At 54.2% G+C, this 26072-nt stretch carries 24 protein-coding genes and 1 pseudogene; 17 read left to right on the top strand and 8 right to left on the bottom strand.

Going from position 1 to position 26072, the window contains the following annotated elements; genetic code table 11:
- From ptsP to ALO43_RS20205, 8 genes are all read left to right on the top strand, one after another.
- Positions 1-1458, top strand: a 1458-nt coding sequence (gene ptsP / locus ALO43_RS20240) for a phosphoenolpyruvate--protein phosphotransferase (protein WP_122379370.1), incomplete at its 5' end; no start/stop codon positions are given.
- Positions 1459-1796: 338 nt separating this feature from the next.
- Complete coding sequence (gene lgt, locus ALO43_RS20235; protein WP_053931792.1) at positions 1797-2609, top strand: prolipoprotein diacylglyceryl transferase; 813 nt, start codon at positions 1797-1799, stop codon at positions 2607-2609.
- A gap of 52 nt (positions 2610-2661) precedes the next feature.
- Positions 2662-3366 (top strand): thymidylate synthase, encoded by a 705-nt coding sequence (thyA, locus tag ALO43_RS20230; protein ID WP_083492212.1) that lies wholly within the window; start codon positions 2662-2664, stop codon positions 3364-3366.
- A gap of 90 nt (positions 3367-3456) precedes the next feature.
- Positions 3457-4704 (top strand): tyrosine-type recombinase/integrase, encoded by a 1248-nt coding sequence (locus tag ALO43_RS20225; RefSeq protein WP_054997976.1) that lies wholly within the window; start codon positions 3457-3459, stop codon positions 4702-4704.
- The gene (locus ALO43_RS20220) at positions 4701-7049 is read left to right on the top strand and encodes a site-specific integrase (RefSeq protein ID WP_054997975.1); all 2349 of its coding nucleotides are present in this window, start codon (positions 4701-4703) and stop codon (positions 7047-7049) included. Before ALO43_RS20225 ends, ALO43_RS20220 begins: the two co-directional genes overlap by 4 nt.
- Positions 7046-9115 (top strand): tyrosine-type recombinase/integrase, encoded by a 2070-nt coding sequence (locus tag ALO43_RS20215; RefSeq protein WP_054997974.1) that lies wholly within the window; start codon positions 7046-7048, stop codon positions 9113-9115. Before ALO43_RS20220 ends, ALO43_RS20215 begins: the two co-directional genes overlap by 4 nt.
- Entirely contained in the window at positions 9112-9618 is a 507-nt protein-coding gene (locus ALO43_RS20210; protein ID WP_054997973.1) for a hypothetical protein, read from the top strand. The genes ALO43_RS20215 and ALO43_RS20210 overlap by 4 nt, the downstream gene beginning before the upstream one ends.
- Positions 9615-10448, top strand: a complete 834-nt coding sequence (locus ALO43_RS20205; RefSeq protein ID WP_054997972.1) for a thymidylate synthase — start codon at positions 9615-9617, stop codon at positions 10446-10448. Before ALO43_RS20210 ends, ALO43_RS20205 begins: the two co-directional genes overlap by 4 nt.
- 148 nt (positions 10449-10596) lie before the next feature.
- Here ALO43_RS20205 and ALO43_RS20200 read toward each other — a convergent pair whose 3' ends face one another.
- The 4 genes from ALO43_RS20200 to ALO43_RS31045 all read right to left on the bottom strand — a co-directional run bounded on the left by ALO43_RS20200 (position 10597) and on the right by ALO43_RS31045 (position 13741).
- Positions 10597-11031: a hypothetical protein gene (locus tag ALO43_RS20200; protein WP_054997971.1), complete on the bottom strand. Its 435-nt coding sequence runs from the start codon at positions 11029-11031 to the stop codon at positions 10597-10599.
- Positions 11032-11116: 85 nt separating this feature from the next.
- Entirely contained in the window at positions 11117-11872 is a 756-nt protein-coding gene (locus ALO43_RS20195; protein WP_054997970.1) for a hypothetical protein, read from the bottom strand.
- A gap of 287 nt (positions 11873-12159) precedes the next feature.
- Entirely contained in the window at positions 12160-12942 is a 783-nt protein-coding gene (locus tag ALO43_RS20190) for a restriction endonuclease (RefSeq protein ID WP_054997969.1), read from the bottom strand.
- 166 nt (positions 12943-13108) lie between these two features.
- Positions 13109-13741 (bottom strand): hypothetical protein, encoded by a 633-nt coding sequence (locus tag ALO43_RS31045; protein WP_054997968.1) that lies wholly within the window; start codon positions 13739-13741, stop codon positions 13109-13111.
- A gap of 130 nt (positions 13742-13871) precedes the next feature.
- On the opposite strand from ALO43_RS31045, the pseudogene ALO43_RS29285 reads away from it, so the two are divergent.
- Positions 13872-14039: pseudogene (locus tag ALO43_RS29285) on the top strand (thymidylate synthase); the annotation flags it as partial.
- A gap of 200 nt (positions 14040-14239) precedes the next feature.
- On the opposite strand, the gene ALO43_RS20180 reads toward ALO43_RS29285, so the two are convergent.
- Both ALO43_RS20180 and ALO43_RS20175 read right to left on the bottom strand, forming a co-directional pair.
- A complete protein-coding gene (locus ALO43_RS20180; RefSeq protein ID WP_054997967.1) occupies positions 14240-14683 on the bottom strand; it encodes a hypothetical protein in 444 nt (147 codons plus the stop codon).
- A 147-nt stretch (positions 14684-14830) separates the two neighbouring features.
- On the bottom strand, positions 14831-15325 hold the full coding sequence (locus tag ALO43_RS20175) for a helix-turn-helix domain-containing protein (protein WP_054997966.1): 495 nt from the start codon (positions 15323-15325) through the stop codon (positions 14831-14833).
- Positions 15326-15530: 205 nt separating this feature from the next.
- Here ALO43_RS20175 and ALO43_RS20170 point away from each other — a divergent pair, with 205 nt between their 5' ends.
- From ALO43_RS20170 to ALO43_RS20150, 4 genes are all read left to right on the top strand, one after another.
- On the top strand, positions 15531-16259 hold the full coding sequence (locus tag ALO43_RS20170; RefSeq protein WP_054997965.1) for a metallophosphoesterase family protein: 729 nt from the start codon (positions 15531-15533) through the stop codon (positions 16257-16259).
- 11 nt (positions 16260-16270) lie between these two features.
- Positions 16271-16561, top strand: coding sequence for a hypothetical protein (locus tag ALO43_RS20165; protein WP_054997980.1), 291 nt, complete (start codon positions 16271-16273; stop codon positions 16559-16561).
- Between the two features lie 291 nt (positions 16562-16852).
- Complete coding sequence (locus ALO43_RS20155; RefSeq protein WP_054997963.1) at positions 16853-17296, top strand: DUF6957 family protein; 444 nt, start codon at positions 16853-16855, stop codon at positions 17294-17296.
- A gap of 33 nt (positions 17297-17329) precedes the next feature.
- Positions 17330-17962 carry an HAD family hydrolase gene (locus ALO43_RS20150; RefSeq protein WP_054997962.1) on the top strand — a complete coding sequence of 211 codons (633 nt, stop codon included), beginning with the start codon at positions 17330-17332 and terminating at the stop codon, positions 17960-17962.
- Positions 17963-18015: 53 nt separating this feature from the next.
- On the opposite strand, the gene ALO43_RS20145 is transcribed toward ALO43_RS20150, so the two are convergent.
- Positions 18016-18771, bottom strand: a complete 756-nt coding sequence (locus tag ALO43_RS20145; RefSeq protein WP_235662529.1) for a hypothetical protein — start codon at positions 18769-18771, stop codon at positions 18016-18018.
- A gap of 355 nt (positions 18772-19126) precedes the next feature.
- On the opposite strand from ALO43_RS20145, the gene ALO43_RS20140 reads away from it, so the two are divergent.
- The 3 genes from ALO43_RS20140 to ALO43_RS20130 all read left to right on the top strand — a co-directional run bounded on the left by ALO43_RS20140 (position 19127) and on the right by ALO43_RS20130 (position 22843).
- Positions 19127-20179, top strand: coding sequence for a nucleoid-associated protein (locus ALO43_RS20140; protein WP_054997961.1), 1053 nt, complete (start codon positions 19127-19129; stop codon positions 20177-20179).
- Complete coding sequence (locus tag ALO43_RS20135; protein ID WP_054997960.1) at positions 20142-21638, top strand: hypothetical protein; 1497 nt, start codon at positions 20142-20144, stop codon at positions 21636-21638. Before ALO43_RS20140 ends, ALO43_RS20135 begins: the two co-directional genes overlap by 38 nt.
- Positions 21639-22231: 593 nt before the next feature.
- Positions 22232-22843: a pentapeptide repeat-containing protein gene (locus ALO43_RS20130; RefSeq protein WP_054997959.1), complete on the top strand. Its 612-nt coding sequence runs from the start codon at positions 22232-22234 to the stop codon at positions 22841-22843.
- A gap of 879 nt (positions 22844-23722) precedes the next feature.
- Here the strand turns inward: ALO43_RS20130 and ALO43_RS20125 are convergent.
- Positions 23723-24586, bottom strand: coding sequence for a hypothetical protein (locus ALO43_RS20125; RefSeq protein WP_054997958.1), 864 nt, complete (start codon positions 24584-24586; stop codon positions 23723-23725).
- Between the two features lie 211 nt (positions 24587-24797).
- Here ALO43_RS20125 and ALO43_RS20120 point away from each other — a divergent pair, with 211 nt between their 5' ends.
- Positions 24798-25982, top strand: a complete 1185-nt coding sequence (locus ALO43_RS20120; RefSeq protein WP_147461972.1) for an HNH endonuclease signature motif containing protein — start codon at positions 24798-24800, stop codon at positions 25980-25982.
- The last annotated feature ends 90 nt before the right edge of the window (positions 25983-26072 follow it).

The raw sequence follows: 26072 nt of genomic DNA, 5'->3' as shown, positions 1-26072 counted from the left end.
GCGCAAGGCGCCTTGCGCTCGGTGGTCAGTGAGCACGTCAAACGTTTCGAGCTGATGGACGATGCTTACCTGCGTGAGCGCGCGTCGGACGTCAAGGACCTCGGCCGCCGGTTGCTGGCCTACCTTCAGGAAGCTCGGCAACAGGCGCTGGTCTACCCCGACAACACGATTCTGGTCAGCGAAGAGTTGACCCCGGCGATGCTCGGCGAAGTGCCGGAAGGCAAACTGGTCGGTCTGGTGTCGGTACAGGGCTCCGGCAACTCCCACGTTGCGATTCTGGCGCGGGCGATGGGCATCCCGACGGTCATGGGCCTGGTGGACTTCCCGTACTCCAAGGTCGATGGCATTGATCTGGTGGTCGACGGCTATCACGGCGAAGTCTTCACCAACCCCAGCGAAATCATGCGCAAGCAGTTCGGCAAGGTGGTGGAGGAGGAGCGTCAGCTTTCTCAAGGCCTGGATGCGTTACGCGAGCTGCCCTGCGTCACGCTCGACGGGCACCGCATGCCGCTGTGGGTCAATACCGGCCTGCTGGCTGACGTAGCCCGCGCCCAGCAGCGTGGTGCCGAAGGTGTCGGTCTGTATCGCACCGAAGTGCCGTTCATGATCAACCAGCGCTTTCCGAGTGAAAAGGAACAGCTGGCGATCTATCGCGAGCAGTTGGCTGCATTCCACCCGTTACCGGTGACCATGCGCAGCCTGGACATCGGCGGTGACAAGTCGCTGTCTTACTTCCCTATCAAGGAAGACAACCCGTTTCTCGGCTGGCGCGGTATTCGCGTCACCCTCGACCACCCGGAAATCTTCCTGGTACAGACCCGCGCCATGCTCAAGGCCAGCGAAGGTCTGAACAACCTGCGCATTCTGTTGCCGATGATTTCCAGCACCCATGAAGTCGAAGAGGCGCTGCACCTGATCCACCGGGCCTGGGGCGAAGTGCGCGACGAAGGCACCGATGTGCCTATGCCGCCTGTCGGCGTGATGATCGAAGTACCCGCTGCGGTTTACCAGACTCGTGACCTGGCGCGGCAGGTGGACTTCCTCTCGGTGGGCTCCAACGACCTGACCCAGTACCTGCTGGCAGTCGACCGCAACAACCCGCGTGTGGCCGATCTCTACGATTACCTGCACCCGGCGGTGCTTCAGGCGCTGCAAAGCGTGGTGCGTGATGCCCACGCCGAGGGCAAGCCGGTGAGCATCTGCGGCGAAATGGCCGGCGACCCGGCAGCGGCGGTGTTGCTGATGGCAATGGGCTTCGACAGTCTGTCGATGAACGCCACCAACCTGCCGAAAGTGAAGTGGATGCTGCGCCAGATCAATCTTAGTAAAGCCAAGGAACTGCTGGCGCAACTGATGACCAACGACAACCCGCAAGTCATCAGCAGCTCCCTGCAACTGGCGCTGAAAAACCTCGGCCTGTCGCGAATGATCAACCCGAGTTCGGTCAAAGGGCACTAAGCGCCACGACAGTCAGAGAATATAGTTCCTCACGCTCAAGCGTGGGAATGCCGTGGGCGACGCTCCGCATCAAAAATCTGCGCCGCGCCGCACATTCAGGGCCGGACGCAGAGTTTCCACAACTGCATGCCGATGTGGAGCGTCGCACGATAGTCGGGATTATCGCTCTGCCACGCAGACCGTGGGAGCGATAACCGCGCGGTCAGACACATCAGGTGCGCTTTTTTCACTTCGTTCAGCCAGCTTCCTTCGGTCGCCGCTAGAGCATCCCGCCGGGGTCCGGTAACATGCGCGCCTGATTCAGTCGCTCGCGAGGGCGTTCCAATTAAGGAGTCGCAATGCTGCCTTACCCGCAGATTGACCCGGTAGCCGTCGCTATCGGCCCGCTGCAAATTCACTGGTACGGTTTGATGTATTTGGTCGGTATCGGTGGTGCCTGGCTGCTTGCGTCGCGTCGCCTGAACAAGTTCGACCCGACCTGGACCAAGGAAAAACTCTCCGACCTGATTTTCTGGCTGGCCATGGGCGTGATCGTCGGCGGACGACTGGGCTATGTGCTGTTTTACGACCTGTCGGCCTACATCGCCAATCCTCTACTGATCTTCGAAGTCTGGAAGGGCGGCATGGCGTTCCATGGCGGCTTTGTCGGTGTGATGATCGCGGCCTGGTGGTTCGGCAAGCGTAACGGCAAAAGCTTCTTCCAGCTGATGGACTTTGTGGCCCCGCTGGTGCCAATCGGCCTGGGCGCCGGGCGGATCGGCAACTTCATCAACGCCGAGCTGTGGGGCAAACCGACTGATGTGCCGTGGGCAATGGTCTTCCCGCCGTTCAGCGACCCCGCGCAACTGGCGCGACATCCTTCGCAGCTGTATCAATTCGCACTGGAAGGCGTCGCGCTGTTCATCATCCTCAATCTATACGCTCGCAAGCCGCGCCCGACCATGGCTGTTTCCGGCATGTTTGCACTGTTCTACGGCATCTTTCGCTTTGTGGTCGAATTCGTCCGCGTTCCGGATGCCCAACTGGGCTATCTGGCGTGGGGCTGGGTCACCATGGGTCAAGTTCTCAGCCTGCCGATGATCATCGCCGGCCTGTTCCTGATCTGGCTGGCCTACAAGCGCGACCCGGCTGCCAGCCAGGCAGAGGCTTAATACCGAAACGCCGGGTGCCAGCGCCCGGCGCGTTCAACAAGGCAGGTTATTTATGAAGCAATATCTGGAACTGGTCGCGCATGTCATCAAGCACGGCACCCTGCAAGCCAATCGCACCGGTGTGAACACCATCAGCTTTCCGGGTGCGATGCTGCGTTATGACCTGCAGGAAGGTTTCCCGGCGATCACCACTCGGCGCATGGCGTTCAAGTCGGCCATCGGCGAAATGGTCGGCTTCCTGCGTGGCGTGAGCAACGCCGCAGAGTTCCGCGAGCTCGGCTGCAAAGTCTGGGACCAGAACGCCAACGAAAACGCCCAGTGGCTGAACAACCCGTTCCGCAAGGGCGAGGACGATCTGGGTGAAATCTACGGCGTGCAATGGCGCAAATGGCCCGCCTACAAGCGCATCGACGCCGGCAACGTGGCGGCCATCGAACTTGCCCTCGGCCAGGGTTATCGGCAGATAGCCGAGTCCGAAGAAGACGGCCAGTCATTCGTGGTGCTGTACAAGGCCATCGACCAGATCCGTCAGTGCGTCGATACCATCATCAACGACCCAGGCAGCCGCCGCATCCTGTTCCACGGCTGGAACTGCGCCCAGCTCGATGAAATGGCTCTGCCGCCGTGCCACCTGCTTTACCAGCTGCACCCGAACCCGCAGACCCGCGAAATTTCCCTGACGCTGTACATCCGCTCCAACGATCTGGGCCTTTTATACCCCCTGAACGAACCTGCACAGTACGCAATGGCTGCGTAACAAAGCTTCACCGTCCAAGCTCATTTATTGTGCCCCAATACGAAATGCACATTGTGTATAGTACGGGCCGCTTTGAGGAGAGTGGAAAGCGTGAAAGTCATCGCAGTTAGGGGCAAACCCCTAGATTTCAGTGAGTCCCCAACCAGGCGGGACAATCCATCCGAAGAATCCCAGGTTCAGGAGGCCGTGAAGGTGACAGGGGCAGCCGTCTTTGATGACGACGAGCGCCTAATGCCTTTGATGTCGGGTTACCTATCCCACGCGCTCCAGAAAGCCCAGATTTCCCAGCAGACGGCCATCACCTACGGTCGCAACCTTGTGTACACCTGCGAGTACCTGATGAACCGCCGTGAGTTTCGTGATTGCGAGCGTGACTCAGCGTTCTTGGAAATCCGCACCCACGTGATCGAGGAGTACTTCGCTCACTTGCGCGAGGCAGAGGGTCTTTCCAAGAAGACGGTGCGCAACCGGGATTCGTCTTTGATGGCGTTTTTCAATGATTCTCTATGCCGGGGAGTGGAGGACGCACCCGCGCCTCGTTCCGCGCCTAACCCCTACGCTGCCGGGTACCTGTCCCCCCGTCCTAACAAGAACTTGGTAGTGGCCTGTTCCCTGAATGATCTCAGAGAGCTGATCCTGGCTACGCGGAGTGAGCGTGAACGCTGCCTGCTCCAGTTCATGTACGACGCAGGCGTGCGCCGCTCTGAAGTCCCGCGAGTTACCCTCAAGGCCATCGATGATGCCCTTCGATTCCAGGACACATTGTTCATCTCGCCTGGTGTCACAGAACCGGTGAATGCGGACTACTGCCCGCTGCACATTGATGGAAGCAAAGGCCCAGCAGACTCCTTTAAACCGCGTCAGACGTTGGTCAGCCGCGCCACATTGCTACGCATCAAGAAATACCATGCCTCGCCGCTTTACAAGATGTGTAAGCGGCAGTTCAAGGGCGTTGAGAACACCCCTGCCTTCCTCAATGCAGAAGGCGGCGAATACACCTCTCGTTCGATCTCCAAGCTCTTGGAGCGCACGTCTAAGCGAGCGCTTAACCTGCTGAAAATCGACAGGATGATCTCTCCCCATAAGTTGAGGCACGGGAACGCCTATGCCCTGTTGAGGACGCCAGATATTGGCAGTGATTACCTTGATCGGTTAGTGGTCGTGCAAAAGACGCTGGGTCACTCGCTGCTTAAGACGTCGGAAGTCTATACCCAGATCCCGTACGACCTTTATCAGAAGCTCGTACGCCCCGGAACTGAAACCAAGACGAAAGGAGGCGAGATGGCTGAGCTTTCCCAACAGACGCGCCTGAAAATTGATGCGGGAGATATGAAATGAGTCGGCTGACTAGCGCTCAGGTAGATTCTGTCATTGAATCGTTTGTGGCCCGCGTCACTGATGATCGTGAATCGCTGCTTAGAGTATGCCTCAGCAGGGGGGAGGACTTGGCCGTAGCTCCTAGCTACGTCATTGAGCAGACCAACCTCAGCCAAATGGCGATCTCCAAGCGCACTTCATACTTTGAGCCGATCTTCGATGCGATGCGCGCCGAAGGCATCATTGTCCCAGGTCATTCGGCGAATGCTTGCGATTGGCGCCGTAGGCTGCTTGCTTGGTATGAAGGCATGCCTATGGAGGAGAGGTTGGCCATACCGGTGTTTGGCAACAGCATCAAAGATCGAGGCTTCTTGAGCGAGATCCCTGAGTTATCAGGCTTCAATGGAGCGAGAACGAGATATGAACTTGTGAGGATGACATTCGAGGAGATCCTCGATGACCTCATAAAGCTCGGCGTTCTTGATTCCAGCTACCAAACTGTTGAGCAACGGGTTGCCTCGAAAACAGAGAGCAAACCCACTGAATCTGTGCGAGACGCCTTCAGCGCTATGCGCTCAGTCCGCATCCATCGCCTGTCTGACCTCGCAAGCCCGGAAGCGGATCGTCCCTTCCAGCACCTGCTTCACCTCTTTAGCGCATCATCAATGAAGAGCAGTAGTTCGTCTGGTCAAAACAATTTCATTGAAGCTTTCAAATACTATCGAGCCTATCTCAAAGAGGCCAACTACACTGGCATGGAGGATATCCGGGAGCTCGTAACCCCCTACACCCTTCCAAAGTTCAGGGGATATCTCCAGGAAAAGATCCTGGAGCGTTCGCTGTCGACCAGCCACAGCAGTTCGATGATGAGCTCTGCTCGGAAAATGATGGCGCGCGCAGTCCAAATCGAGGGCCTGGGGCTGACTAGCTTCGTCGCAGCTGCAGGCTTCGATGCTGAGCGTGAAACTGACCAGTACAAGCCTTATCCCCAGGCTGTCCGAAACCGCATTTCGCAGGTCATTGAGCAAGAGATTGAGGAAACCAATCGCTTGGCCCAGCCTTACGTCCTAAGTCGCGTAGGGGAAGACCCGCTAAGCCCTGACGGGAGCATGCGCAGAGGCCTCAAAACCATGGATAACGCTCAGTGGATTTTTGAGAACAAACTCAACTGCAAGCCCCTAAACTTCGAATCCGTAGATAAAAACGACCCTTATCAACGGGCGTTTATGTCGATTATCTCGGCTTCCCCAATTTCGATCTTCGAGGTTTATAAAAGCTGGGGCGTGCAGTATCAGGTTGATGGTCGAGTCATTGCGCCGTACATCGCTCGGCTTGCTCAAGTTACCGGGATGAATGCTGACTCGCTGCTGGGCCTGGAGCTGGATGATTTCATTGAGCGCCATGACTTAACCGATCGGCCTTGCTTGCTGTATTGGAAAGAGCGCTCTGAAGGCGCGAAGATGCTTCATCTAGATATCTTCCATGCGGAGATCTCTTGGCTGACCACTTCTCAAGGCCGTGCGGTCAAAAAAATCTTTGACGATGTGAAGCACCTGACCCGTGAGATCCGCTTGAATGCGCCTGTCGAGGCTCAGAACAAGCTCTTCATCTACCGCTCAAGCTCTCCCAGGAAATACGGGGTTGTAGATTCCTTTGAGAACTCTGGTGGCAACCAGCTCATTAGAAGCCTGGAGAAGTTCTCCCAGGATCACGGGCTACTGGACGAAGATGGCAATCCACTCAAGCTCTCACCGTCACGTTTCCGACCAAGCTTCGTGAGCGAGCTGATTGAGCGCGGCGTATCTCCACGTGAGATCCAGGTGCTTCTGGGCCATAAGAACCTCAGCACCACCATGGCCTATCTGGATCAAATGGACTTCAACCCCATGGCGCGCCGGATGCTGAATAAGGTTCTCCATGAAATGCAGCAAGACACGCTGGAGGAGGCTCCGAAGCTCATCCCAACCAAGGCTATCGAGTCCGCGCCAGAGGCGATGCCGCTGCGGTCTGGCCTGGCAACCTGCATGAACGTCTTTGACCCACCTGCTTTCATCAAGGCGTTAGCAAGCTATGACCCCAGCAAGCCCTGCACGCTGTTCAACAAATGCCTTTCATGTAGCAACAGCATCATCACGGTATCGCACCTGCCGGAGCTCTTTGCCATGCGGCGCGACTACCAACGGATGATTGAGGTCAACCGGGTGCTCGATACGCCCTACGGATCTGTCATCCTGGACAACCTTGATGTGCTCAACAACATCCTCGACCCGGAAACATCCGACTTTTCCGTGGAAGAGCTGACCAAGGCTGAGCGCCTCTCTGAAAACCTGCAGGTCAGCATTTTGACCGAGGGGGTAACGCTATGAACCACGCCCTGATCCCTGAACTCGCTGCGTACAAAAAGTGGCGAACAGCTGCTCACACCCTGCTGGTTGAGTTGCGCAAGAACATCGCCGATCCGACTCCTGTGTCGCAGGAAGCGCTCTCTTGGTACCAGGCGCTGATGGCGTTGCCTGTCAGTAAGACATCCGTCCTGGGTGACCCCGTTTGGAACTTCAATGACGATCACCCGAACGCCGCTAGGAACGTCAAAGGAGCCAAGCTGAGGCTTAATTTCGATTCGTATCCATTACTCAATCAGTCGGCGGTCTTGGAGGTCAAGGTGGCCCTGTATTGCTGGCTGAAGATGCCGGCGGCAACGCGCTCGTTTGCCTCGCCAAGGAACATCAAGGCCAACACCGCCATTTCATGCATGAAGGCTGGATTGAGCTTCCTGGATACGATGTCAGGACAGGCGCGTCAGTTGATGACGGATGAGTTCTTCGAGGTTGGACACCATGGTCTGACGTACTTCGACGCGGGTATGTACCGGGAGGCAGCGCTCATTCATCCGTACGCTTTTGGCCCTGATCTCAAGAAGTTCTTTACCTTGGTCAGGTCGCCATTTTTCGAGGAGCAGATTTTCGAAGAGCCACTGCCTTACGTTCAGCTGGAGTCGCTGGCCTGGGCCAAGGTACTCAAGCACGTCCCTGGTTCCGAGCGCACATACCGTATTCTGCCGAACGATGTGTTCGAGAAGGCTTCTCGCGAGGCATCGTTTGCGGTTGTCGATTTCCTAAGCACTCTCAGGGAACCTATCGATGACCGGATTGCCTTGACACGTCTAAACGCTAGCGGCTACTCGTTGGCCAGCGCTCAAGAGCTGTCGCGATACAATTTCGACCTCTATGTGGCATTGCGGCTTCGCAGGAAGGGCTATGAGTCCGACGCAATGGCTGAGGCGTTAGATGAGATTAGACCTGAGTACCTGTCGGAGATCGGTCAGCATGATTTCAAGGCACCTGAAACCTTGATCAAGCTCACCAAGGCTAAGTTGGATGATGAGTACCGTCGGTACATCAATTTCGTCTCGTACAGCGCCTGCTATCTCGTGGCGCAGTACACCGGTATGAGGCCCTCAGAGCTCTCCGAGATCCTGGTCGAGTCGTGCATGGAGCAAGAGAGCGATTACTGGCTCCTTATCAGCAATGTGATCAAACATCGCCAAGGCTTGGCCAAGCTGTTCGACGACAAGTGGATTGCGATTCCGATCGTGCGTGACGCTATTCGTGCTGCGTGCCTTATCGCTAAGGTGAAGCAGAACCCCTACCTATTCTCCAATGTGGATACCGTCGCGCAGGACGCCGAGCCTAACTCAATGTCCTCGCTTGGCATCACTCACCAGTTCAGAGCTTTCTTCGAGGAGATTCTGACGGACGAGGAGTTCGAGTCGCTGGAATTCTCGCCTTACACGTTGCGACACACCCTTGCTTACCAGATGGCCAGGGCTGAGCTTGGGCTCCCATTCATCTCTCACCAACTAAAGCACTTTGGTGACCTTATCGGTGGTGCTGGACAGAACAAGGCGTTCAGTGCGGTGACGCTTGGGTACGGTGCGATTGCTGAGATCTTGTCCAAGGGTGGACGCTCATCTAGCAAAACGCCGATGCAAATGGCAGAGGAGGAGTACATCGAGAGCTACTGCGATCCCGACGGAAACTACGCCGGCCCCAATGCGGAGAGCCACAAGGCGCGGATGCAGAAAGTGTTCAGCGGGTACATGGCTGCTGGGTACACCAAGGAGCAAATCATCGTCCAGATGGCCAAGAAGCGCATGGCGATCATCAACGTGGGACAAGGCTTCTGCTATGGCGGTCAGCGCGAGATATTTGACGAGTCTCTGCCCTGCATCGGATCACTGCGTTGCAACCCGAATCGCTGCAAAAATGCCGTGGTCACCAAGGCTCACGCTCCTAAATGGCGGGAGATTTATGTGCAGAACAGCTTGGCCTTAAGCTCTCCTAACTCAGCAGGCGCGGAGGAGGAATTGCGTGCGGCGATGGAGGAAGCCAAGGGTGTGTTGGAGCATCTGGGTGAGGAGGTCGAGGTATGACATCCCAGGCGTTTGATGCCAAGAATAAGCTCGATTACGACCGGAACACTGAGCTGCTGGCTCAAGGGCTTATGCAGATTGCCTCTGATCCGAACTTGAAGCCGACGATGGCGGAGCTTAGCCGTATCACCGGCATTCATCGCAATACCATTCGCCAGCGTGACTTTCCGTCGCAGCGGCTTGAGGCGATCAAGGACAACCGCCGCCTTGCAGTGCTTGCGCAAAGGGTCAAGGCCGAGAAGAAGCAGGATCCTAAGACGATTCTGATGCAACGCCTTGAAAAGAGTCGATTGGAAGTGCTTTATTGGTTCAATAGGTATCAGGAATCTGAGAACTCTTGTGCAACGCTCGACAAGCGATTGGACACTGTCCGTGAGTCCAGGGACTACTACGTCCAGGTCGCAGATGAGCTGCGTCAGAAGATCAAAGAGCAAGATGCTGAAATTTTGAAATTGCGTGACGCGTTGGATTTGGTCAGCGCGAACCTTGAGGAACCGAAATGAAGATGTACCACGATTTGCTGGCCGACGTGCTAGAGAATGGCGTCGAGAAAGGCGATCGCACCGGCACAGGCACACGGAGTGTCTTTGGTCGCCAATTCCGCCACAACCTGGAAGATGGCTTTCCGCTCCTCACCACCAAGAAGCTGCATTTCAAGAGCATCATCAACGAGATGATTTGGTTCCTGAACGGTGATACCAACACCAAATGGCTCAAGGAGCACGGTGTCAGCATCTGGGATGAGTGGGCGACTGAAGACGGTGACCTGGGCCCGATCTACGGCAAGCAGTGGACGGCTTGGCCCACCCAAGACGGCAAGACCATCAATCAGATCGACTATGTCGTCAATACGCTCAAGACGAACCCTAACAGCCGTCGCATTCTCTTCCACGGGTGGAACGTCGAGTACCTTCCCGATGAGTCGGTGAGCCCTCAAGAGAATGCCCGGAACGGGAAGATGGCTTTGCCACCGTGCCATCTGCTGTATCAATTCTATGTGGCCAACAATAAGTTGTCGGCGCATTTATATATTCGGTCGTCCGACCTATTGCTTGGGAATCCCTACAATTTGGCTGGAGTTAGTTTCCTAACTCATATGCTCGCACAGCAGTGCGATTTGGGAGTTGGCGAAGTTGTAGTTACAATGGGCGATGCGCATATTTACTCGAATCATATTGAGCAAGTTAAGCTGCAACTGACTCGTGATCCTCGCCCTCTGCCTAAGTTGGTATTCAAGCGTAAGCCAGAGAGTATCTACGACTACAAGTTTGAAGATTTTGAGATTGTAGGCTACGACCCGCACCCTCATATTCCGGCTCCTGTGTCGATCTGACCTGTAGAGCGATCGAGTATACCGGTACCAGCTCAAGCGCTTGAGATTAGGTACCGGACTCGCCGCCCTCTCATCAAACGCCAACTGCTCTGGCGTAAGCTGCGCGCCCATTGGGATTTTCGCGAGATGGATCTGGTCGATACCCAAACTATATTTTTAGCAAGCTCTTAATAATCTGCTCTTGCACGAAGGGTAGGTGCTCCTCGTAGAGAGTTGCGGCCCGGACATTGGTCAATCGCCCTTCATTCTCTGGAATGTTGATCGTGAACTCGCTTCGGATCACCCAAATCACACTCACAAATAGCGAGTTCCAGTCCTTGATAGAGCCATGGCCCAGGTCTCCATTGAGAATACACGACATCAGATTTTTCGTGACGATGCCGATACCCTTGACTCGTATGCTCCGCGAGCCTGGTCGATTTGCTTTGATGTACAGAATGTCACCAGCTTTCAAACTGGAGATAAATGAGTAAAGATCCTCTGCACTTTCTTCATTCCATCCAAGAATAAATTTACCTTCTTGAAAGAATATGTCAGCTGCTTCAGCTCCGTCCCAGTTCGAACCTACACCATAGATTGCCATAGTTACCTGTTAAAATTAGATTTAAGTTGACAGCGGAATAAGTCTGCCGCTGTACTAAAGGAGCTAACCATTCATCCTATAGCGATTATTCCGGCTTTCGTGGTCTAGGTGGTATAATCGGTGTGCCAAAGAGTTTACTATCTATATTTTCGATCGTGCCACATGGCATGGTTGCAGGTTTAGAGCAAGTTATCGTTGCGTCAGGATATAGGTATGGGGATGGGCGCTTGCTCTTCTTATTTTTTCTATCATAGATCTGAACTGGCCGTTGGTCGGTAAGGCCCAAGAATACTACCTTATCATACGGAAAGCCGATCTCGCTTAATTGGTAATCCGTCCATGCGGCGAGCCCGCCTTGAAATATTGGATTTCCAGCCCAGATCACTTCGCTGAAGCATAGAAGAATTATTTCATCGAATTTGCGTTGAGACCTGTAGGCCTCGTGCTTATCCGCTTTGCCTTTCATGCCATCGAAGATGAAGCTCTGAGGAATCGGTACATCAGTATTTTTTGTGGGGTTGTCATGGATGATGCCTTGCTTGAGAGTTTGCTCAAGACGCTCCATCACCAGGTTAGCCCCGTATTTGCTATCATTGGCATAGGCAAGATACCAGCCAGGATCGACCGAAGTAATTTCTATCCCGATCGTCACCTTTTCTTTGGTGCCAAAGCGCTTCGGTGGAGTTAATAGCTCAATTGCCGCGTCAGGCTTGTCCACTTGTTCGGGGATTTTTACGAACTTGTTGTACAGCTTTTGTAGAAGAGGGGCGGCCAAGTCAAAAATTTGACTTTCAAATTCTTCCTTGGATTCTTGAATGCTTTGCTTGGCAGGTGACGTCATGACCTACTCCTTTGGGTCTGTTGGGGAAATCTTGTTAGATCTTGAATGCTGCGTATGCAAGGGTTATCCCCGAATGCAATGAGCCTAAGCCGGAGGTTACGAAGTCTTTAGCGAAATGACTATGACCGGCGTTGGCTCAGAGGCGGCCTAAGCGTTCTTCATCGTCCTCGATGGTATCATGGTATCGGCTGGTTCGCCCGGCCTTGGGGCAGCTGTGCTGCCATTCACGCCCTGCGCCTGAAAACTATTAGTTACAAGAGGTTTTTTATTGTTGATGAGGAGATTGCTCAAGTTGAGGCTCCCCTGTGGGAAGAAAGTGATGCTGAAATCTCCCGATCCTCTAATATGTATTTTGCTACCACCTTTGCGAACTCATGGGTTCCATGTAGTCCCATTCCCGGAAATCTAGTGATCTTTTGATAGAATCGTATGTTTAGTATTTCGACTGACCTTCCTGCAGCAAGAATGTAGAAGTTTTTGATGCGCTCAGAATAATACCCCTCCTCATCGTGGGAGAGGTGTTCTAATAAGTCAGAAAATGTTCCTACGTCTTCCGTGTTTTCGTCAAAGATTCTAACTTCCTTCGGGCTTTGTTGCTGGATGATTTCGATATGAGCGTGAGCTTCTTCGTCGCAAGCCTCGAAATCAACTATTATATCCTCTTGGTGCCTAGCCACGAATTCGAGCGTAGCATCGGCAGTGGCCATTTCGATATTCGTACTGATTAGTGTTATTCCATACTCTGCAGCAAGCAACTTTGCACCTTCTTGGTAACCTTCTGTTGTAACAAAAATCCCCTTGGCGCCTCCTAGGTCTTGCAGCTTTGTTTGGAAGCTAGCGACGTGCTCTTTTTTGACACGGTTCTTCCAATATTTGCATTCGACGCAGAATAGCTGTTTTGCTCCAGCAATGATTAATTCCCAGCAAACATCAATCTGATGATTTGCGCCACTTTTTCCCTTAAGCGTAACGTTGTGTTTGACTTGGATTCCCGAAAACCCTTCGTCATCTATGAGTCTTTGATGCAGCTCTTGTATCAACATCTCATATTGAGTTGGTGTGAAATTCATATTTTTTCCTGTGGGGTATTGTATCCATGGCCAGTGGCACAGGTCAGTCCGGGCGGCCCTCAAGGCATGATAACTTCAAGCCTCAAAGGCCCGGCTGCGAATATCTTAGGCGTTCAGGAGATGCTCGACCTTGGCCCAGAGGTCTGTTGATTGACACTATCATCAGTCAATCGTCCGATTCATTGCGTTTCAGCCGCAAAACTGGCCGTGTTCCGGCTTCGCCCGTGGGCTGTGGTTGCGGATCTTTTGCAGCTTCAGTTGCCGGCGGAATCCCGACTTGTCGAACTTTGGCAGGCTCGCGCTGTGGCGCCAGGCTTGCACTTGGCTTTTGTTGAGCATCCGCTTTCACTTTAACGGAAATCTTCACCACTGGCTTATTGTGCCGAGGCTTATTCTCAGGCTTGGCTGCCGGCGCTTTCTCATCACCCTCCGCCGCAACTTCGACCTGAGCGGTTTGAACCTTTGTAACCACCTCCGGCTTCAGTTCAGCCTTAGTTTCAGTAGCGACGGCTGCTTTGGCAGGAGCAGTTTGGGCAGCGGCGCGCCTGGCAGCTTCCTTCCAGTTGTTCCAGTCGAGCACTGCTGAAGGCCGTCGGTCATGGGCTTTCAGCCAGGCGCACAAGCCAGGATCGATCCACTGCACAATCTCCGTGATGTCACGATGTAGCTCGTAGATCGGTTGCCACAAAAGCGGTTCGTGGTGGAAGCATCGATTGCGCAAATCCCTCGCATTGTTCAGACGGCTGCGGATGACATCTGCCTTCTTGGAATTCTTGGGAGCGTAGTGAAAAACCCGCATAAGGGGTTTAGATACGTCCGGAAAGGCTTTCCGGTTAAACAACGATGTCCAGAAGCCGAAGCTCAGTTCGGCGGTGATGTCGTCCGCACTGGGTCACCCCTCGTTTCCTCAGAGACGTCCGCGCCTCTGTGAGCAAGTTAAGTTGCAATTAACTCGTGAGCCTCGTTCTCTGCCCAAACTGATTCTGAAGCGTAAGCCGGCCAGCATTTACGACTACACATACGACTACACATTCGAAGATTTTGAGATCGTCGGGTATGACCCGCACCCTCACATCCCCGCGCCTGTATCCATTTGAGCCACCAAGGCTGCAACGTAGAAGCATCTCTGCAGGCTAAAGGCCTGCAAAGAGCTGGCTAGGAGTCAGTAGCGTTTCATAACGGACAGCTCAGCTATGGGTCGTTTCCTACCCTCGCGACAAGCGGAAAACGGCCATAGGTGCCCTCTGGGAGGGGTGGCTAGTGATCACAGCCTTGCATCCATGTGGTCAATGCCGCCTTACTCACCACGCTCGTTGTTGAAACGAGTCAGCAGATCCGTTTCTTTCAACTCGTAATGCACCATCAATTGGTAGTAATTGGCCACTCCTCGATCAAGCAAGTCCTTTGCTTCGGCCTTGGGATCAAAAAAGACAGTTGAGTCAAGGCTACCGTTCATGTGTTTTGTTGAGTTCTTCGCCTTGTTCATGAGGTTATGGATAACCTGCTCAGTGGCTGGCTCGCCCTTTTCATCCAGAAGCCTTGACAGGCGAACAGCACCGTTTTTTATGCTACTCAATGATGACTCACCGCCTTTTGCTTCTACATGTCTTCCCAGTAATTCTTCGGCGGCACCGGCAAGGCATATCGCTGCGAAATACTCCGGTGGTTCACTGAAGTAATGACGCAATGCGGTATCTAGCAATTGGGACGCAATTTCGATTTTGGGCGTGGAGGTGGGCATATTGATTTACCTAATGGGTGAAATCGAGGCATCCCGATTCATCGGCAGCGCGTTATTTGCATAGCCTTTCGCTACACACTGAACGGCCCGCTCACTTCTGCTTGGAGCCAGCACCCTGTCTACGGCGAGAGCGTTGGCCAGAGACCGTCACTTCCTTGGGAAGGGGGGGTATGGCTCAGAGTGCCAGTAACGCTGCACTGTAGAGTGGGACAAGCCCAGTTCACGCGTGGCCTCGGCCTGGGTTTTGCCTTGAGCCTTCAAAGTCTGAACGGCTTGCAGGTTTTGAATTCGCAATGGCTGGCCGGGAGATCGCTTGGCCAGGTTTTTACCATCCATCTGCTGATGCAGTAACTCAACGCCGCCTGCTGCAGCGAATCGTTGAAGCTCTACCTGAGCTGACGAAAGTGTATTTTCGAAACTCTCGCCGCGTTGCAAAGCCACGCATAGGGTTATGAACGCAACCGGATCAAAATCTAGGGCTTCAGCAAGCTCTGTGAGCTTTGCGATGCTCACTCCAGATTTTCCCCTTTCGAGCAAGCTGAGTGTAGTGCGGAAGGCCGCATCGCCCAAATTGTCGTAGCTGAGCTCGCGCTGCTGCCGGATGGCCCTCAGCGTCGCAGCTATCTCTGTTTTAAGGGGCATAAGCGTCCAAAAAACAAGGATAGAGCCACAGGGTCATCAGCCCAATAAACAGTGTATATTGTGCGTAATAGGTGGTTGTGGGTATCATGCCACGCCAGAACCGCTGTCTTGGGTACGAGCTGATCACACTGTTGATGCATGGCTCGGATCTCACCTTTGACTGGTGAGTTATCAATTTACGCTTAATCCGACTAACGAGGCATCCGTGAAGGTTCACGTCCTGTCTGACCTGCACGCAGAGTTTGAGGCATTTGTGCCTCCCGCCATTGAGTTCGACCTAGTCGTGCTGGCTGGGGACATCAACAAAAAAACACGTGGGGTCGAGTGGGCCAACGACACCTTCAGTTGCGATGTCGTGTATGTCATGGGGAACCACGAGTACTACACAGGCCATTTTGATCGGACGCTCGACAAGGCACGTAAGGCCGCCGCTAGCCATGTGCATGTGCTAGAGAACGAGACGTTTGTCTGGAAGCAGGCCCGTTTCCTGGGTTGCACCGCGTGGACGGATTTCTCCAGCACTGGTGATGTAAGCGCCGCAATGTCAGTGGCGCGAGAGACGATGACGGACTTCCGAGCCATCAGAGCGGATACCAACTTTCGACGTTTGCGGCCTGATGATGTTGCTGCGCGCAATCGCCAGGCGAAAGCATGGCTGACGGCAGAGCTGCAAACACCATTCAGTGGTCGGTCGATAGTGGTCACCCATCACGCACCCGTACCGGAGGTCGCAGGCGACGAACATGAGGGACATCTGAGCGCAGCTTATTCCAACGCATGGCACTCGTTGTTGATGCAGGCGGATGGCTGGATTTTTGGGCACACCCATCGAGCTATAGATACCGTCCTGGGAGGTTGCCGCACGGTTAGCAATCCCCGAGGTTATCCGGGTGAAGAAACCGGCTTCAATGCCAGTAAGGTCATAGAATTCTAGTGAATGTGGAGATGTTGGTGCGCCCTGGTAATGCTCTAGAAATTCCTGGTGAGGTCGAGAAAGCCAAAGGTGTCGATTGGGGTGTGCTCATCGATGCATATCTGGTGGACGCTGCACAGGTCGGGAGCCGATTCGCAGCCTCCGTTTATCGCGACCTGTCGGGAGTATCTGCCGACGGTATGACCATCTTAACGCCACCTGTTCGACAATTAGCCAAGGTGGGAAAGTTTGAGATGCTACAAAGCTTGTGCGGCAATGACCATTACGTCGTTGTGACGCGATTCAATAGCGAGGAAAAATGAGTGCTCGCGAGCCTGTCCCAAGTGCTGTCCTTGAAGCTGCGACGATTAACTTCGAGCTAGGAATCACCGCATGCCTCTTTGAGCCACAGCTTGTTGGTTTCTGCTTAGAGGGAACCATCTATCTGGATCGAAAGGATAGATTCCAATCCGGTCGACTTATACGCACCTCGGCAGTGATGGAGTTCGAAATGTGCACAGGCTACGTGGTTGCTGTGACATGGAGTGGGAGCCGCTATGTCCTTCTGGCAGAAGATGGGCCTTGGGTGCTGACGTTGCCGCACAGGAGATTGGATGAGCCTGCCCCGTATAGCTGAGCTGCTTTGCCTGGACGGTGAGCGGGTGAGCGGTGTGTCGATGGCCAGTGAAGCGGCTATCGAGCAGAAGCTCAGACTAACGAGCAAACCCTATTGTGTTGTGTCCGCATGGATACTCATTGATGTCGCAGGTGTTGACCCTGTAGTCACTCAAGGCACTCATCTGATGCCTACTGTCCTGTACGTACATCACGTGCTCTCACACAGTAGCGGTCAGTTGTCTGGAGGGGACTCGGTGATGACCGGGTATGCGGCCTATATGGATCCGGCAGGCATTTTTGAAACAGTCGATACGGTCTACATCCTGTTGTCGCACGGCTTTCGCAAGTCAGCGGATGTCGAAACCGTGCGCGCTGCTCAAACCCAAGCCAACAGGACGGCAAACGTGTCGTTTTCAACTAACGGCCCTCTTGATGAGTAAGCCCCAGACCCGACCTCCTTGCCAGGGAACCTGATGAAAATCGCGGCAGTAATCTTCGATGCGTTTGGCACCCTTGCCCGGATAACGCGGCCAACACGTTCGTATGGTCAGCTGCTTCGCGAAGGCAAGCGGCAAGGCCGCAAGTTTAGGCCGGACGATATGCAGACCCTGATGACTCACAAGCTGTCCATTTCCCAGGCAGCGGAATGTTTTGGTATCCAGGTCTCGCCTGACCGCCTCGGTCTCCTGGAGCAAGCCCTCGAAGCCGAGCTTGCGAGCATTGAGCCGTTCCCAGATGCCTTGGAAGCCATAGCGATGCTACGGGCTGCGGGCATGCGAACAGCCCTATGCTCCAATCTGGCCATGCCATATGGCCCACCGATTCAACAGATCTTTCCGAACCTCGATGGCTACGGTTTCAGCTACCAAGTTGGAGCCATGAAGCCTTCCCCGATCATCTATCGACATACCTGTGACTTACTGGGGGTCAGGCCCGGTGATGACTTCATTAGTCATGGACGAGTCGTAATGATTGGCGACTCGGTGAGATGCGACAGAGACGGGCCTCGCCAATGTGGTATCGGCGGCTTTCTCTTGCGCAGGGGGCAGGTAGAGGGATTTTCGAGCCTCACCGACTTCGCACGAGCCGTACTCGCTTATGAGTAGGCAGAAGCATAGGCCCCTGTATTGTTTGGCCTATGACCGACTGCGCATAACGCTTAGAAGTCCCCAATCAGCTCATCCAGGGTTTCGCGGATTCGACGGCTGATCTCCGAAGCAAAAACATCGATAGTGTTCATGGCCTCGAACACCTGGCCGGGCTTCAAGATGATGATTTCATCATCAATCGTCTTTCCATTTCGATGCACGATGTCATGTCGCAAGTTGCAGATCGGAACGATAGGCGAAACATCCAAATCCTTCATGCGATCGCCAATCAAGACGCACAGCACGTTTTTGATCGTGGCCGGATTGTGGAACGTCAGTTCGGAAAGAAATTTCAGGATGACCCCTTCTACACCTTTGGGATGCTCGGCAATTTCCAGCAAGGTAAATTTCTTCCCCCGGTGAAGGGTCTCGATGTGCTTGGCGATATTGAGCAGAAACGCCTTGTCTCGGATAACGAGGGCACGCACCGACGTACTGATCATGGTTTCCAAGAGGGTGACGGCGTGTGCGTACACCAGCTTGCAGGTCATCTGGGCGTAAGGGCCATGCTCGCTATGCGTGAGCAGCATGATGGCAGCCCTTAGCTCCACGCCAAACTCGATGTACTGCTCGTTGAAAGATTGTCGTTCGAGCCACCTGTACTCAGCTTCTTGGTCATACGCATCCATCATGTCTGAGTATTCTTGAGCAAGCGCCTGGTAAGCCTCTGACTCATCGTCCAGATCTTCGCGATCTAGGCGATCCCCTACCCAGTCGAGAAACCTCTCCCGTTCAACCTCGAAGAAATACTCTTTCACACTACTCATGACGCCAGTCCTTGAACGCGAGCCTTTGTGATTAAGAGCATATCAGTCTCGCTAGGCATGCGTTCCCCGCCTGGATCAATCGCCAGGGCTCATTCACGGCGACATGCGATACCCGAAGCCTGACCTGGTCAATATGCCATGAAACTGGCGTATGCTCTGGTACCCATGCTGGCTTCCTGCCAGTTCAGGGGGCAGCCTGTGCCCCATACGACGGTCAGGCATCCCCTGTGATGGGACACCGAACGCAGCTTGTTATCAGGCTGTCGCTGATACCTTTCTATTTTGCGTGAATGCTTTGCTGGGTGAGTACCTCGCAGCGCCGGCAGGAATCGCTAGGGCTTTTTTTGGAGATCGCATGAGTTTTTTTACGGACGAAGAATCCGGGTCGTTGACGATCAAGAGAATGATCTTGCACGTAGTCGGCCCTAAAGATTTCCTGGCCATGCCGGAGCGCTCCTTGGAAGAGGAGGCATTTTTCATAAGCAAAATTGAGGGTATGGCGGCTGCACCCATTTTCATGTTCAAGACGGTCTCTACAACCCGCCAGGAAATTGAGTCAATGGCGAGTGGGGACGTTTCCTTCGAGCATGGGGCCCAGAGTCTGGCAGCGAGCTTTAACAGGCAACACGTCAGCGGCAGCGCGGATGGCGTTCTATGCATGTTTGAGTTAGGGGTCGCCGATCCAGACGTGAAGATCTACAGCTTGATCAAATATGACTACAAGCTTGCCCTGGAGCAAAACGATACCTCGCCAGGGCAGGCCTTGCGCAGGATTGTTACAGCGCTGGTGGACGATAAGAAGGCTATTCAGAAAACGGCACTTATACGCGTGGTCAGTGGTGTCGCAGATCAAAACATCTCCGCCACTGACCGCACCAAGAACGGTGCGGATCTTGCCGACTATTTCGCTGACTTCCTATCCGTGGCGAGGGCGGTTTCAGATACCGAGCTCAGCGAAATCACCCGCAAGCTTCTGAAAGGGGCGCTACAAGCCTGCAAAGCTGACCTCCCGGATCAAGATGTACCTCGGGCAGTTAAGAAGGCGCAGGCCTCGCTGGCTTCCCGCAGAAGGATTGACGAGGAAGCCATTGTTGAGGCAGTCATGATCGCTGCAGGCCACCCGGACGATGAGAAAGTGGCCAATAGACTGGAGCGTGAGACCCGTAAGCGTGTGAGGTCGAGTAAGCTTCATGAGGTCAGCTTCAAACCTGATCGGAAAATTTTCCGACAGCCCTACATGCGAAAGATCATGACTGCTGAGGGCGTGACGATCCTATTTCCGGACAAGTCTGAGAGCCCTAACGTGCGAGTGGTCGACCTTGGCGGAGATAAAAGACAGATCATCGTAGACACCGATAAGGTCACGGAGGATGGCGTTGTCACACCTAAGACTAGCCAGCCTGCTTAATGGCCTGGCCCGAAATCGTCAGGCCCTGATTTCGGAGGGGCCAACGAGTATTGTCGTCTCGGATTTGTTAGCAGGCCCCACGCTTGAAGTGGTACAGGCCGCGTCTGAGGCCGGCTGGATGTTCACGACTGTCGACAGCCAAGGCAGCAGATACGATATCGATGAAGTCGGTGCGGATTTTGAGCCATTTCGCATCACTCTCGAAAAGCATTTGCCGTCCGAGCATAGTGCTGCCGACGATCTGTTCATCGCCACCGAGGTTGGGTTCAGGAGCTTTCTTCGTAGAGGGTACAGCGCACCGCGCTGGCATCTGCTTGGGTTAACCACCGCATTCAGCACTAGGGCAAGGGTGTACTGCGGATGGGGCGAATCGTCAGCACTCGCGCAGTCACCAGCCACGAAAGCGCCCCGGCTTCTGGTCAAGGAGGCGGCAACTGTTCGTACCGTGCCAGAAGACGTTCGACATTGGCTTTACGCGGAAGGCCATATTCTCGAACCTGGCGACCCATTCCACATGATCTGGGCGGCGCATGCGCTTAATTATTTGAGCCGGTGCTTTGCAAACGAGATCGATACCGCCGGTACCCTGCTTACATTCAAGGGGCCGCCGAAGCTGAATCTTACGATCAGCCAAGTGGCCGATGACGTTGGCGAATTGTCGCTATCTGAGTTTGAGGTTGTCCAGGATGCGGCTGGCTGGGTCTTCGATAACTCAAGGGAGGCCGAGGTAAAGCACATCCTTCTTTCAGCAGAGATCGCTCGATCTGGAAGAGCTGATGGGGATGCAGGCGACTACTTCAAGGAGAATCTCGCTGCTGCTCTGGATTGCGCAAAAATTGCTTATCAAATGGCGGTGTCCGAGATCACCAAGGATACCCTCAAGTCATTGGGGGATCTTCGCAAAGCCGTTACGGAAGAAACGTCAAAAGCGACCGACGCTACACGTCAAGCGACAGCAGCAATCGCCACCGCGCTGACGGTTGGTCTTGGCCTGATCGCAGCCCGGCTCACGGTACAGATCAACCCCTACCTGATTGCCGTTGTCATGAGTGTGGCGTTTGGCTACACGCTCATGAGCGTATGGTCGGGCCGCAAGTTCATCCAGATCCAACAGACCTTACGCCAGGAATGGCAGCCTAAACTCTACCGCTACCTTTCCGTCGATGAGTTCAACAAGATGGTGAGGGATCCCATCAGCGAGGTAGAAACGCTGTTCAGTCGTGTCAGCGGGTGGGGCCTGGCAACGCTTGGGATCATTGCGACGGCGATTGTCATTTTTGCCTTTACTTATGTCCCACCGACCGACTCCGACATCAGTGCACCCGCCGCGCCTAGGCACCAGACTGAGCCGAAAAAAGCAGCGCCGAGAACACGCCCCCCGATGCACCATTTCGGCGGTGGGATGACAGCAAGTCTGGGCTTCGAGCGTTTGCTTTGGACGCCAAAGTCCCGCGTTTGATGGGGGCATGACGCCTTTCAAACTTTCAGAAACTAGCGGGGTTTAGCAATGACCCAGAATAAAGCTTTCGAGTAGACGATGGATCAGAACACTAAGACGATTTGTGATGATACATGTTGCACATGCGATCGCTCCCAACCAATTATAAAGTTGTTGGCCAAGCTTCCAAACGGAACTAGGGTATCGCCGCAGGGCATAGGCGATCGCTTCTACGGAACCGCCCACGTCGCTCCGCAGAGCGCTTTTGAATTCGGCCTGCCTATTAAGGGCTACTGCGCTGATTTGCTTCGGCATGCCAGGCGGGGGCAGGACTCAGCGTTTCGTGGTACGACTGAAAGGTCGGTGATTTCGCATTCACAAGGACAGGGGGCTATCTATTGGGCTGAGGAGGACGGTTGGGTATACGAACTGGGCGAGCTGTCCGGGTGGGATGTGGAGCAATTGCTTGAGGGGATTGTCCCAACACCGGCTGGCTTTACAGGCGCCCCGTTCCCTGGTGAGTTGGAATGTGCAATCCACTCCAGAATCTCACCGGCAATGATCAGGCGCGCAGCACCAGTGGTCAAGGGCAGACGGTGTTTGGAGTTGGGTGAATGGAAAGCGAACAGAAACTATCGTGCAGCGAAATTTCGGAGCTCCAAGATCGATGGAGATCCGAGGTAGGCCAAAAAGTGAAGCAGGCCCTCCTGGGGGCGCTCCGTGCGCATCAGCTTGACTGGCCTGAGCTCTTGAAGGACTTGCCGGCTGTTAGCGTTCCAGCCCCCTATCCTGATGTCCTGGATGATCTTCGCGGGCTATGCGTGTTGAAGGAGTCGCTCGACGGCGTCTCATTGACGTTCTCAGATTTGAGCTACAGCACTTTTCACTCATGCTCAATGAAGAGGGTCAGCTTGCAGGGGGCAAAGCTGAGCTGGGCGAGTTTCGAGAAAAGCAATCTGTTGCAGAGTGACCTTCTGCAGGTCGTGGCAGACCATGCCGTTTTTGACGACTGCAAGCTCGCCGGCTCAATGATGATGACCGGAAACTACAGGGAAGGCTCGTTCAAAAATGCCGACCTGCGCAAGTGCGTTCTCAACGGCTGCGACTTTACAGGGTCTGAACTTTCCAACGTGAGGCTCCAGGCGGCAGAAGTCTTCAACGTCAAGGTACCCGCTTCATTTAACTTGAGCCTTCATCTAAGGGGCCTCAACAGTCTCGAACCTTAAGATGCTCGTCTAAGCCATGTATTGCCGACATCTCGTAGTTCTTGTCATGGTCTTGACGTTGCCGCGCTCAGGCGAGCCCCCGTTAAGAACGGCAAGCAGTGCATCGGCGCATCTAGGTCATGGCCATCGCTAGGCCATTCAGCATCGCGATTTCGCCAATTTTCTACCGTTCGTCGGCATAATGATCTTTTTTGACCCCCCACCCCCTTGAAAAATTTTAAACGAGACGGAGTTCTTATATTTGAGAGCAAAAGAAAAGCTGCAGTGGCGCGGACACCGTTTTTCTCACTGGACACCTCGGGCTTTTACTTCTGTTTTTCACGGCTTTTCAGTGGCACGGTTTTGGGGACTGAGACAGTGTAAGAGACTAGAATGGTGCAGCCGGGGCCTAGGGGGGAGTCGTTGCTTCTCTTTGCAGCCGCAGGCTGCTGCTTACGCTTTGACGTCAAACCGATAAGGCTCTTTTGCTGGGATCAGTCCGCCTGAAATTACACCCGTGTCAGCCAACAGGGGTCTGTAAGCTTCCGTCACAGCCTTCTTGCGTGCAAAGTATCGAAATGCTTGGTTGGCGCGTGGGTATCCCAGGCTACGAGGGGTAGCGACTGGCCGCGAATCATCTCCGCGAACTCCATGGGTGTGAGGGGGCACTTTCTTGTACTGCAAATGACCTCCGATAGCTCAAGCAGTGGCGCGCATTGCTATGTATCCGTCCGGCCAACACATCTTCCTGACGCAATCGCCGAAGGCCATGGTGTGTTCATCACCCGCTTACCGCGTGCGACCACCCTTCCCTCATAGCTGAGTAATCTTTGCCGCCAGTCCTCCAAGGATCTGCTGCCAACCTGTCGCGGGCGCGAGTTAGGTGTCTTATAGGATGAGCTACTCGGCTCGACTGAATGGTAGGGTGATACCACCCGGATTCTTGATGGACAGCATGAAACGCAGCTCTTGATTCGCTACAATTACCCGCTTTTCGCACGACAGTAGGTCGTCAAAAAAAGACCCTGCCACGACGTACTCCTGATCAAAGGTATCATTAGTCGCTTTCTGGGGGGTGTAGTTCTCAATACCTCCTTTTATTGCCCACTCCAAGCCATGGCGGACGAGAGTGAGGTAATAGCGGAAATATAGGGGATTACCTTTCAAGAACCGTTTGACGCGAACTGGCAGGTGTCCTCGCGCAACCAACTCATCCTTGGCCAGAATCGAGGCGATGAAGTAGACCAATGCCAGCCGTTCAATGGTTGGAAAATCTGGTTGTTTGACCACCTTCATTCCCGCTGGTTTCAAAAACTCTTTCACCTTAGTCGTCATGTCTTGCAAGCGCTTCAGGTTTTTGCTGTGATCAAGCTCGTCGTGGCTTAGGTCATTCTGAACAGCAGGAAGCCGGGCACGGAACTGCCTGATGGTTGGCGCTGCGGGATCATTGGCCGCAAGTTCGGTCGCCAGGGCCCGTACGTAACGAGTCGACTCCTTGCAAATCATGTTGAGGGGCGCGCGATCCAGCGTTTCCAGTTCGTACCGCAGCGCCTCCCCTAGAGAGATTGAAGCCAAAATACGTCCGGGCCTTTTGCTCAAAATCTCCAATGAGCGCCGCATGATTTTCATCCACTCGTCCCCTTTAGCCATCTCCAGCAGCGCGATGTCCAGCACTACGAATTTTGCAGTCGGATCAGCCGCAATTAAAGATTCGAGCTCACCGCTTCGGAAGAAATTTTGGTCTAAAGCAAACACCTTCGCCATGTCCAACTCCTATGTACTGAGGGGGCTGGCCAACGCGGAGTGCTGAGCCTGCAGGTGGGTTGTTGGGGAGCTAGCATAGCGGCTTAGGGCTTTGAATGGAAAACTGGACTGACGATCTGGGCCTTAATTTGGGGATTCTGAAGGTGTGTTCGCCGTACGCTTACATTGCTATGGGTTAATCTTGCACCGATCTCAAAACGGAATCGAGCTCGTGACTAGAAATCCAGTTGAACGGGCCCTCATGGCACGAGGGGTAGACAGTGCGTTGGCCAGGAGGCTGAGGGAAGAGAAATGGACACTCGCGAAGCTTCAATTACAACGTCCGGAGAAACTGCTGGAGCTGGGGCTCAGTGAATCGGTCGTGCCCAAGATCCTCGGGAAAGGCAGGCCACCGGTACCACTGGATGTCCTCATCAAGACCCTTTACGACAATCGCTGGGTTTGCTGTGTCTGTCGAGACGCTGAGCGCCCGGTCATCGTTCATCACATCAAATCATGGGCGGAAAGTCGCGATCACTCGCCGGCCAACCTCGCAGTCCTTTGCTCTATCCATCATGGGGAGGCGCATTCCACGCATGCTCTGGAGCTTACGCTCACCGCTGATCGGCTCAAGGCGGATAAGGCGGTGTGGGAACAGGATGTGAGCCGGCTCGATCCCTTGGCCATATTCAAAGCCACTCAGCTAATGAGTTGCCAGTGGTGGTACTTCAATCACCTCAGGATTCTTGAAATCGCTGGACATGTTGGAGTCGATGTCACTCAGCTACAGGGATTTCAAGCGGCTCTTCGCAATGGGGTCTGTGACGAGGACGGTTACCTTTGCGCCAGAGAGGGTCTTCTGTACGTCGGTCAGGCACCCTCGCACAGCCTGTACCGTTACATGAGCAACATGTTGCGGGCCGCCGTGGATCATGGCTGTGTCAGAAACATTTCGGATGACTTGGATCGGAGCACGCTCGATATTCTGGTCACCCCTGGTGACCTAGTGTTCGTACAGAGCTCCTATCATTTCACGGATATGCCTCCTGACGGCTCCGGCGCGGACATGGTTCGGGGGCGACGACGCGTCAACAAAGTCGAAATCACTTTCGTCTTCGATAGGAATGAAGGAACGTCCGGCTCAGCACGAACCGAGTGGCTTTTTGGCGTGCACACCTTGGGCTGTCTCTTGCGCGTGAACAAGCTACAGCGAGATCTCAACGGTGTGTTGCATCTCGGGGCTACCGTCTTGGCGATTCGCAGCGCCCATGAAGAGTTGAAGTCGAGGATGTATGAGATTGGCCTCTATCAAAGCGGCCTGATAGGTCATGAGGATGAGGATGAGGATGAGGATGAGGAATTGGAAGATTTCGATCCTAAGGACGATGAAGAGAGTGACGATGCGCTTCACTTCTAGTTCGGACAAGACCTGAGGCCACTCCTCGTCGGTCGTGACCTAAATCGACCGCTGCGGGTTGAAGGCGCAGTCTTCAGGCCGGGTTCGGCG

The organism is Pseudomonas tremae, from assembly GCF_001401155.1.
Lineage (GTDB): Bacteria > Pseudomonadota > Gammaproteobacteria > Pseudomonadales > Pseudomonadaceae > Aquipseudomonas > Aquipseudomonas tremae.
This window is presented reverse-complemented; position numbering and strand designations above follow the sequence as displayed.

Excerpts from the sequence above, each read along its gene's own strand:
- lgt (WP_053931792.1), top strand. The coding sequence starts at position 1,797 with ATGCTGCCTTACCCGCAGATTGACCCGGTAGCCGTCGCTATCGGCCCG.
- thyA (WP_083492212.1), top strand. The coding sequence starts at position 2,662 with ATGAAGCAATATCTGGAACTGGTCGCGCATGTCATCAAGCACGGCACC.
- ALO43_RS20220 (WP_054997975.1), top strand. The coding sequence starts at position 4,701 with ATGAGTCGGCTGACTAGCGCTCAGGTAGATTCTGTCATTGAATCGTTT.
- ALO43_RS20215 (WP_054997974.1), top strand. The coding sequence starts at position 7,046 with ATGAACCACGCCCTGATCCCTGAACTCGCTGCGTACAAAAAGTGGCGA.
- ALO43_RS20210 (WP_054997973.1), top strand. The coding sequence starts at position 9,112 with ATGACATCCCAGGCGTTTGATGCCAAGAATAAGCTCGATTACGACCGG.
- ALO43_RS20205 (WP_054997972.1), top strand. The coding sequence starts at position 9,615 with ATGAAGATGTACCACGATTTGCTGGCCGACGTGCTAGAGAATGGCGTC.
- ALO43_RS20200 (WP_054997971.1), bottom strand. The coding sequence starts at position 11,031 with ATGGCAATCTATGGTGTAGGTTCGAACTGGGACGGAGCTGAAGCAGCT.
- ALO43_RS20195 (WP_054997970.1), bottom strand. The coding sequence starts at position 11,872 with ATGACGTCACCTGCCAAGCAAAGCATTCAAGAATCCAAGGAAGAATTT.
- ALO43_RS20190 (WP_054997969.1), bottom strand. The coding sequence starts at position 12,942 with ATGAATTTCACACCAACTCAATATGAGATGTTGATACAAGAGCTGCAT.
- ALO43_RS31045 (WP_054997968.1), bottom strand. The coding sequence starts at position 13,741 with ATGCGGGTTTTTCACTACGCTCCCAAGAATTCCAAGAAGGCAGATGTC.
- ALO43_RS20180 (WP_054997967.1), bottom strand. The coding sequence starts at position 14,683 with ATGCCCACCTCCACGCCCAAAATCGAAATTGCGTCCCAATTGCTAGAT.
- ALO43_RS20175 (WP_054997966.1), bottom strand. The coding sequence starts at position 15,325 with ATGCCCCTTAAAACAGAGATAGCTGCGACGCTGAGGGCCATCCGGCAG.
- ALO43_RS20165 (WP_054997980.1), top strand. The coding sequence starts at position 16,271 with ATGTTGGTGCGCCCTGGTAATGCTCTAGAAATTCCTGGTGAGGTCGAG.
- ALO43_RS20155 (WP_054997963.1), top strand. The coding sequence starts at position 16,853 with ATGAGCCTGCCCCGTATAGCTGAGCTGCTTTGCCTGGACGGTGAGCGG.
- ALO43_RS20150 (WP_054997962.1), top strand. The coding sequence starts at position 17,330 with ATGAAAATCGCGGCAGTAATCTTCGATGCGTTTGGCACCCTTGCCCGG.
- ALO43_RS20145 (WP_235662529.1), bottom strand. The coding sequence starts at position 18,771 with ATGAGTAGTGTGAAAGAGTATTTCTTCGAGGTTGAACGGGAGAGGTTT.
- ALO43_RS20140 (WP_054997961.1), top strand. The coding sequence starts at position 19,127 with ATGAGTTTTTTTACGGACGAAGAATCCGGGTCGTTGACGATCAAGAGA.
- ALO43_RS20135 (WP_054997960.1), top strand. The coding sequence starts at position 20,142 with ATGGCGTTGTCACACCTAAGACTAGCCAGCCTGCTTAATGGCCTGGCC.
- ALO43_RS20130 (WP_054997959.1), top strand. The coding sequence starts at position 22,232 with ATGGAAAGCGAACAGAAACTATCGTGCAGCGAAATTTCGGAGCTCCAA.
- ALO43_RS20125 (WP_054997958.1), bottom strand. The coding sequence starts at position 24,586 with ATGGCGAAGGTGTTTGCTTTAGACCAAAATTTCTTCCGAAGCGGTGAG.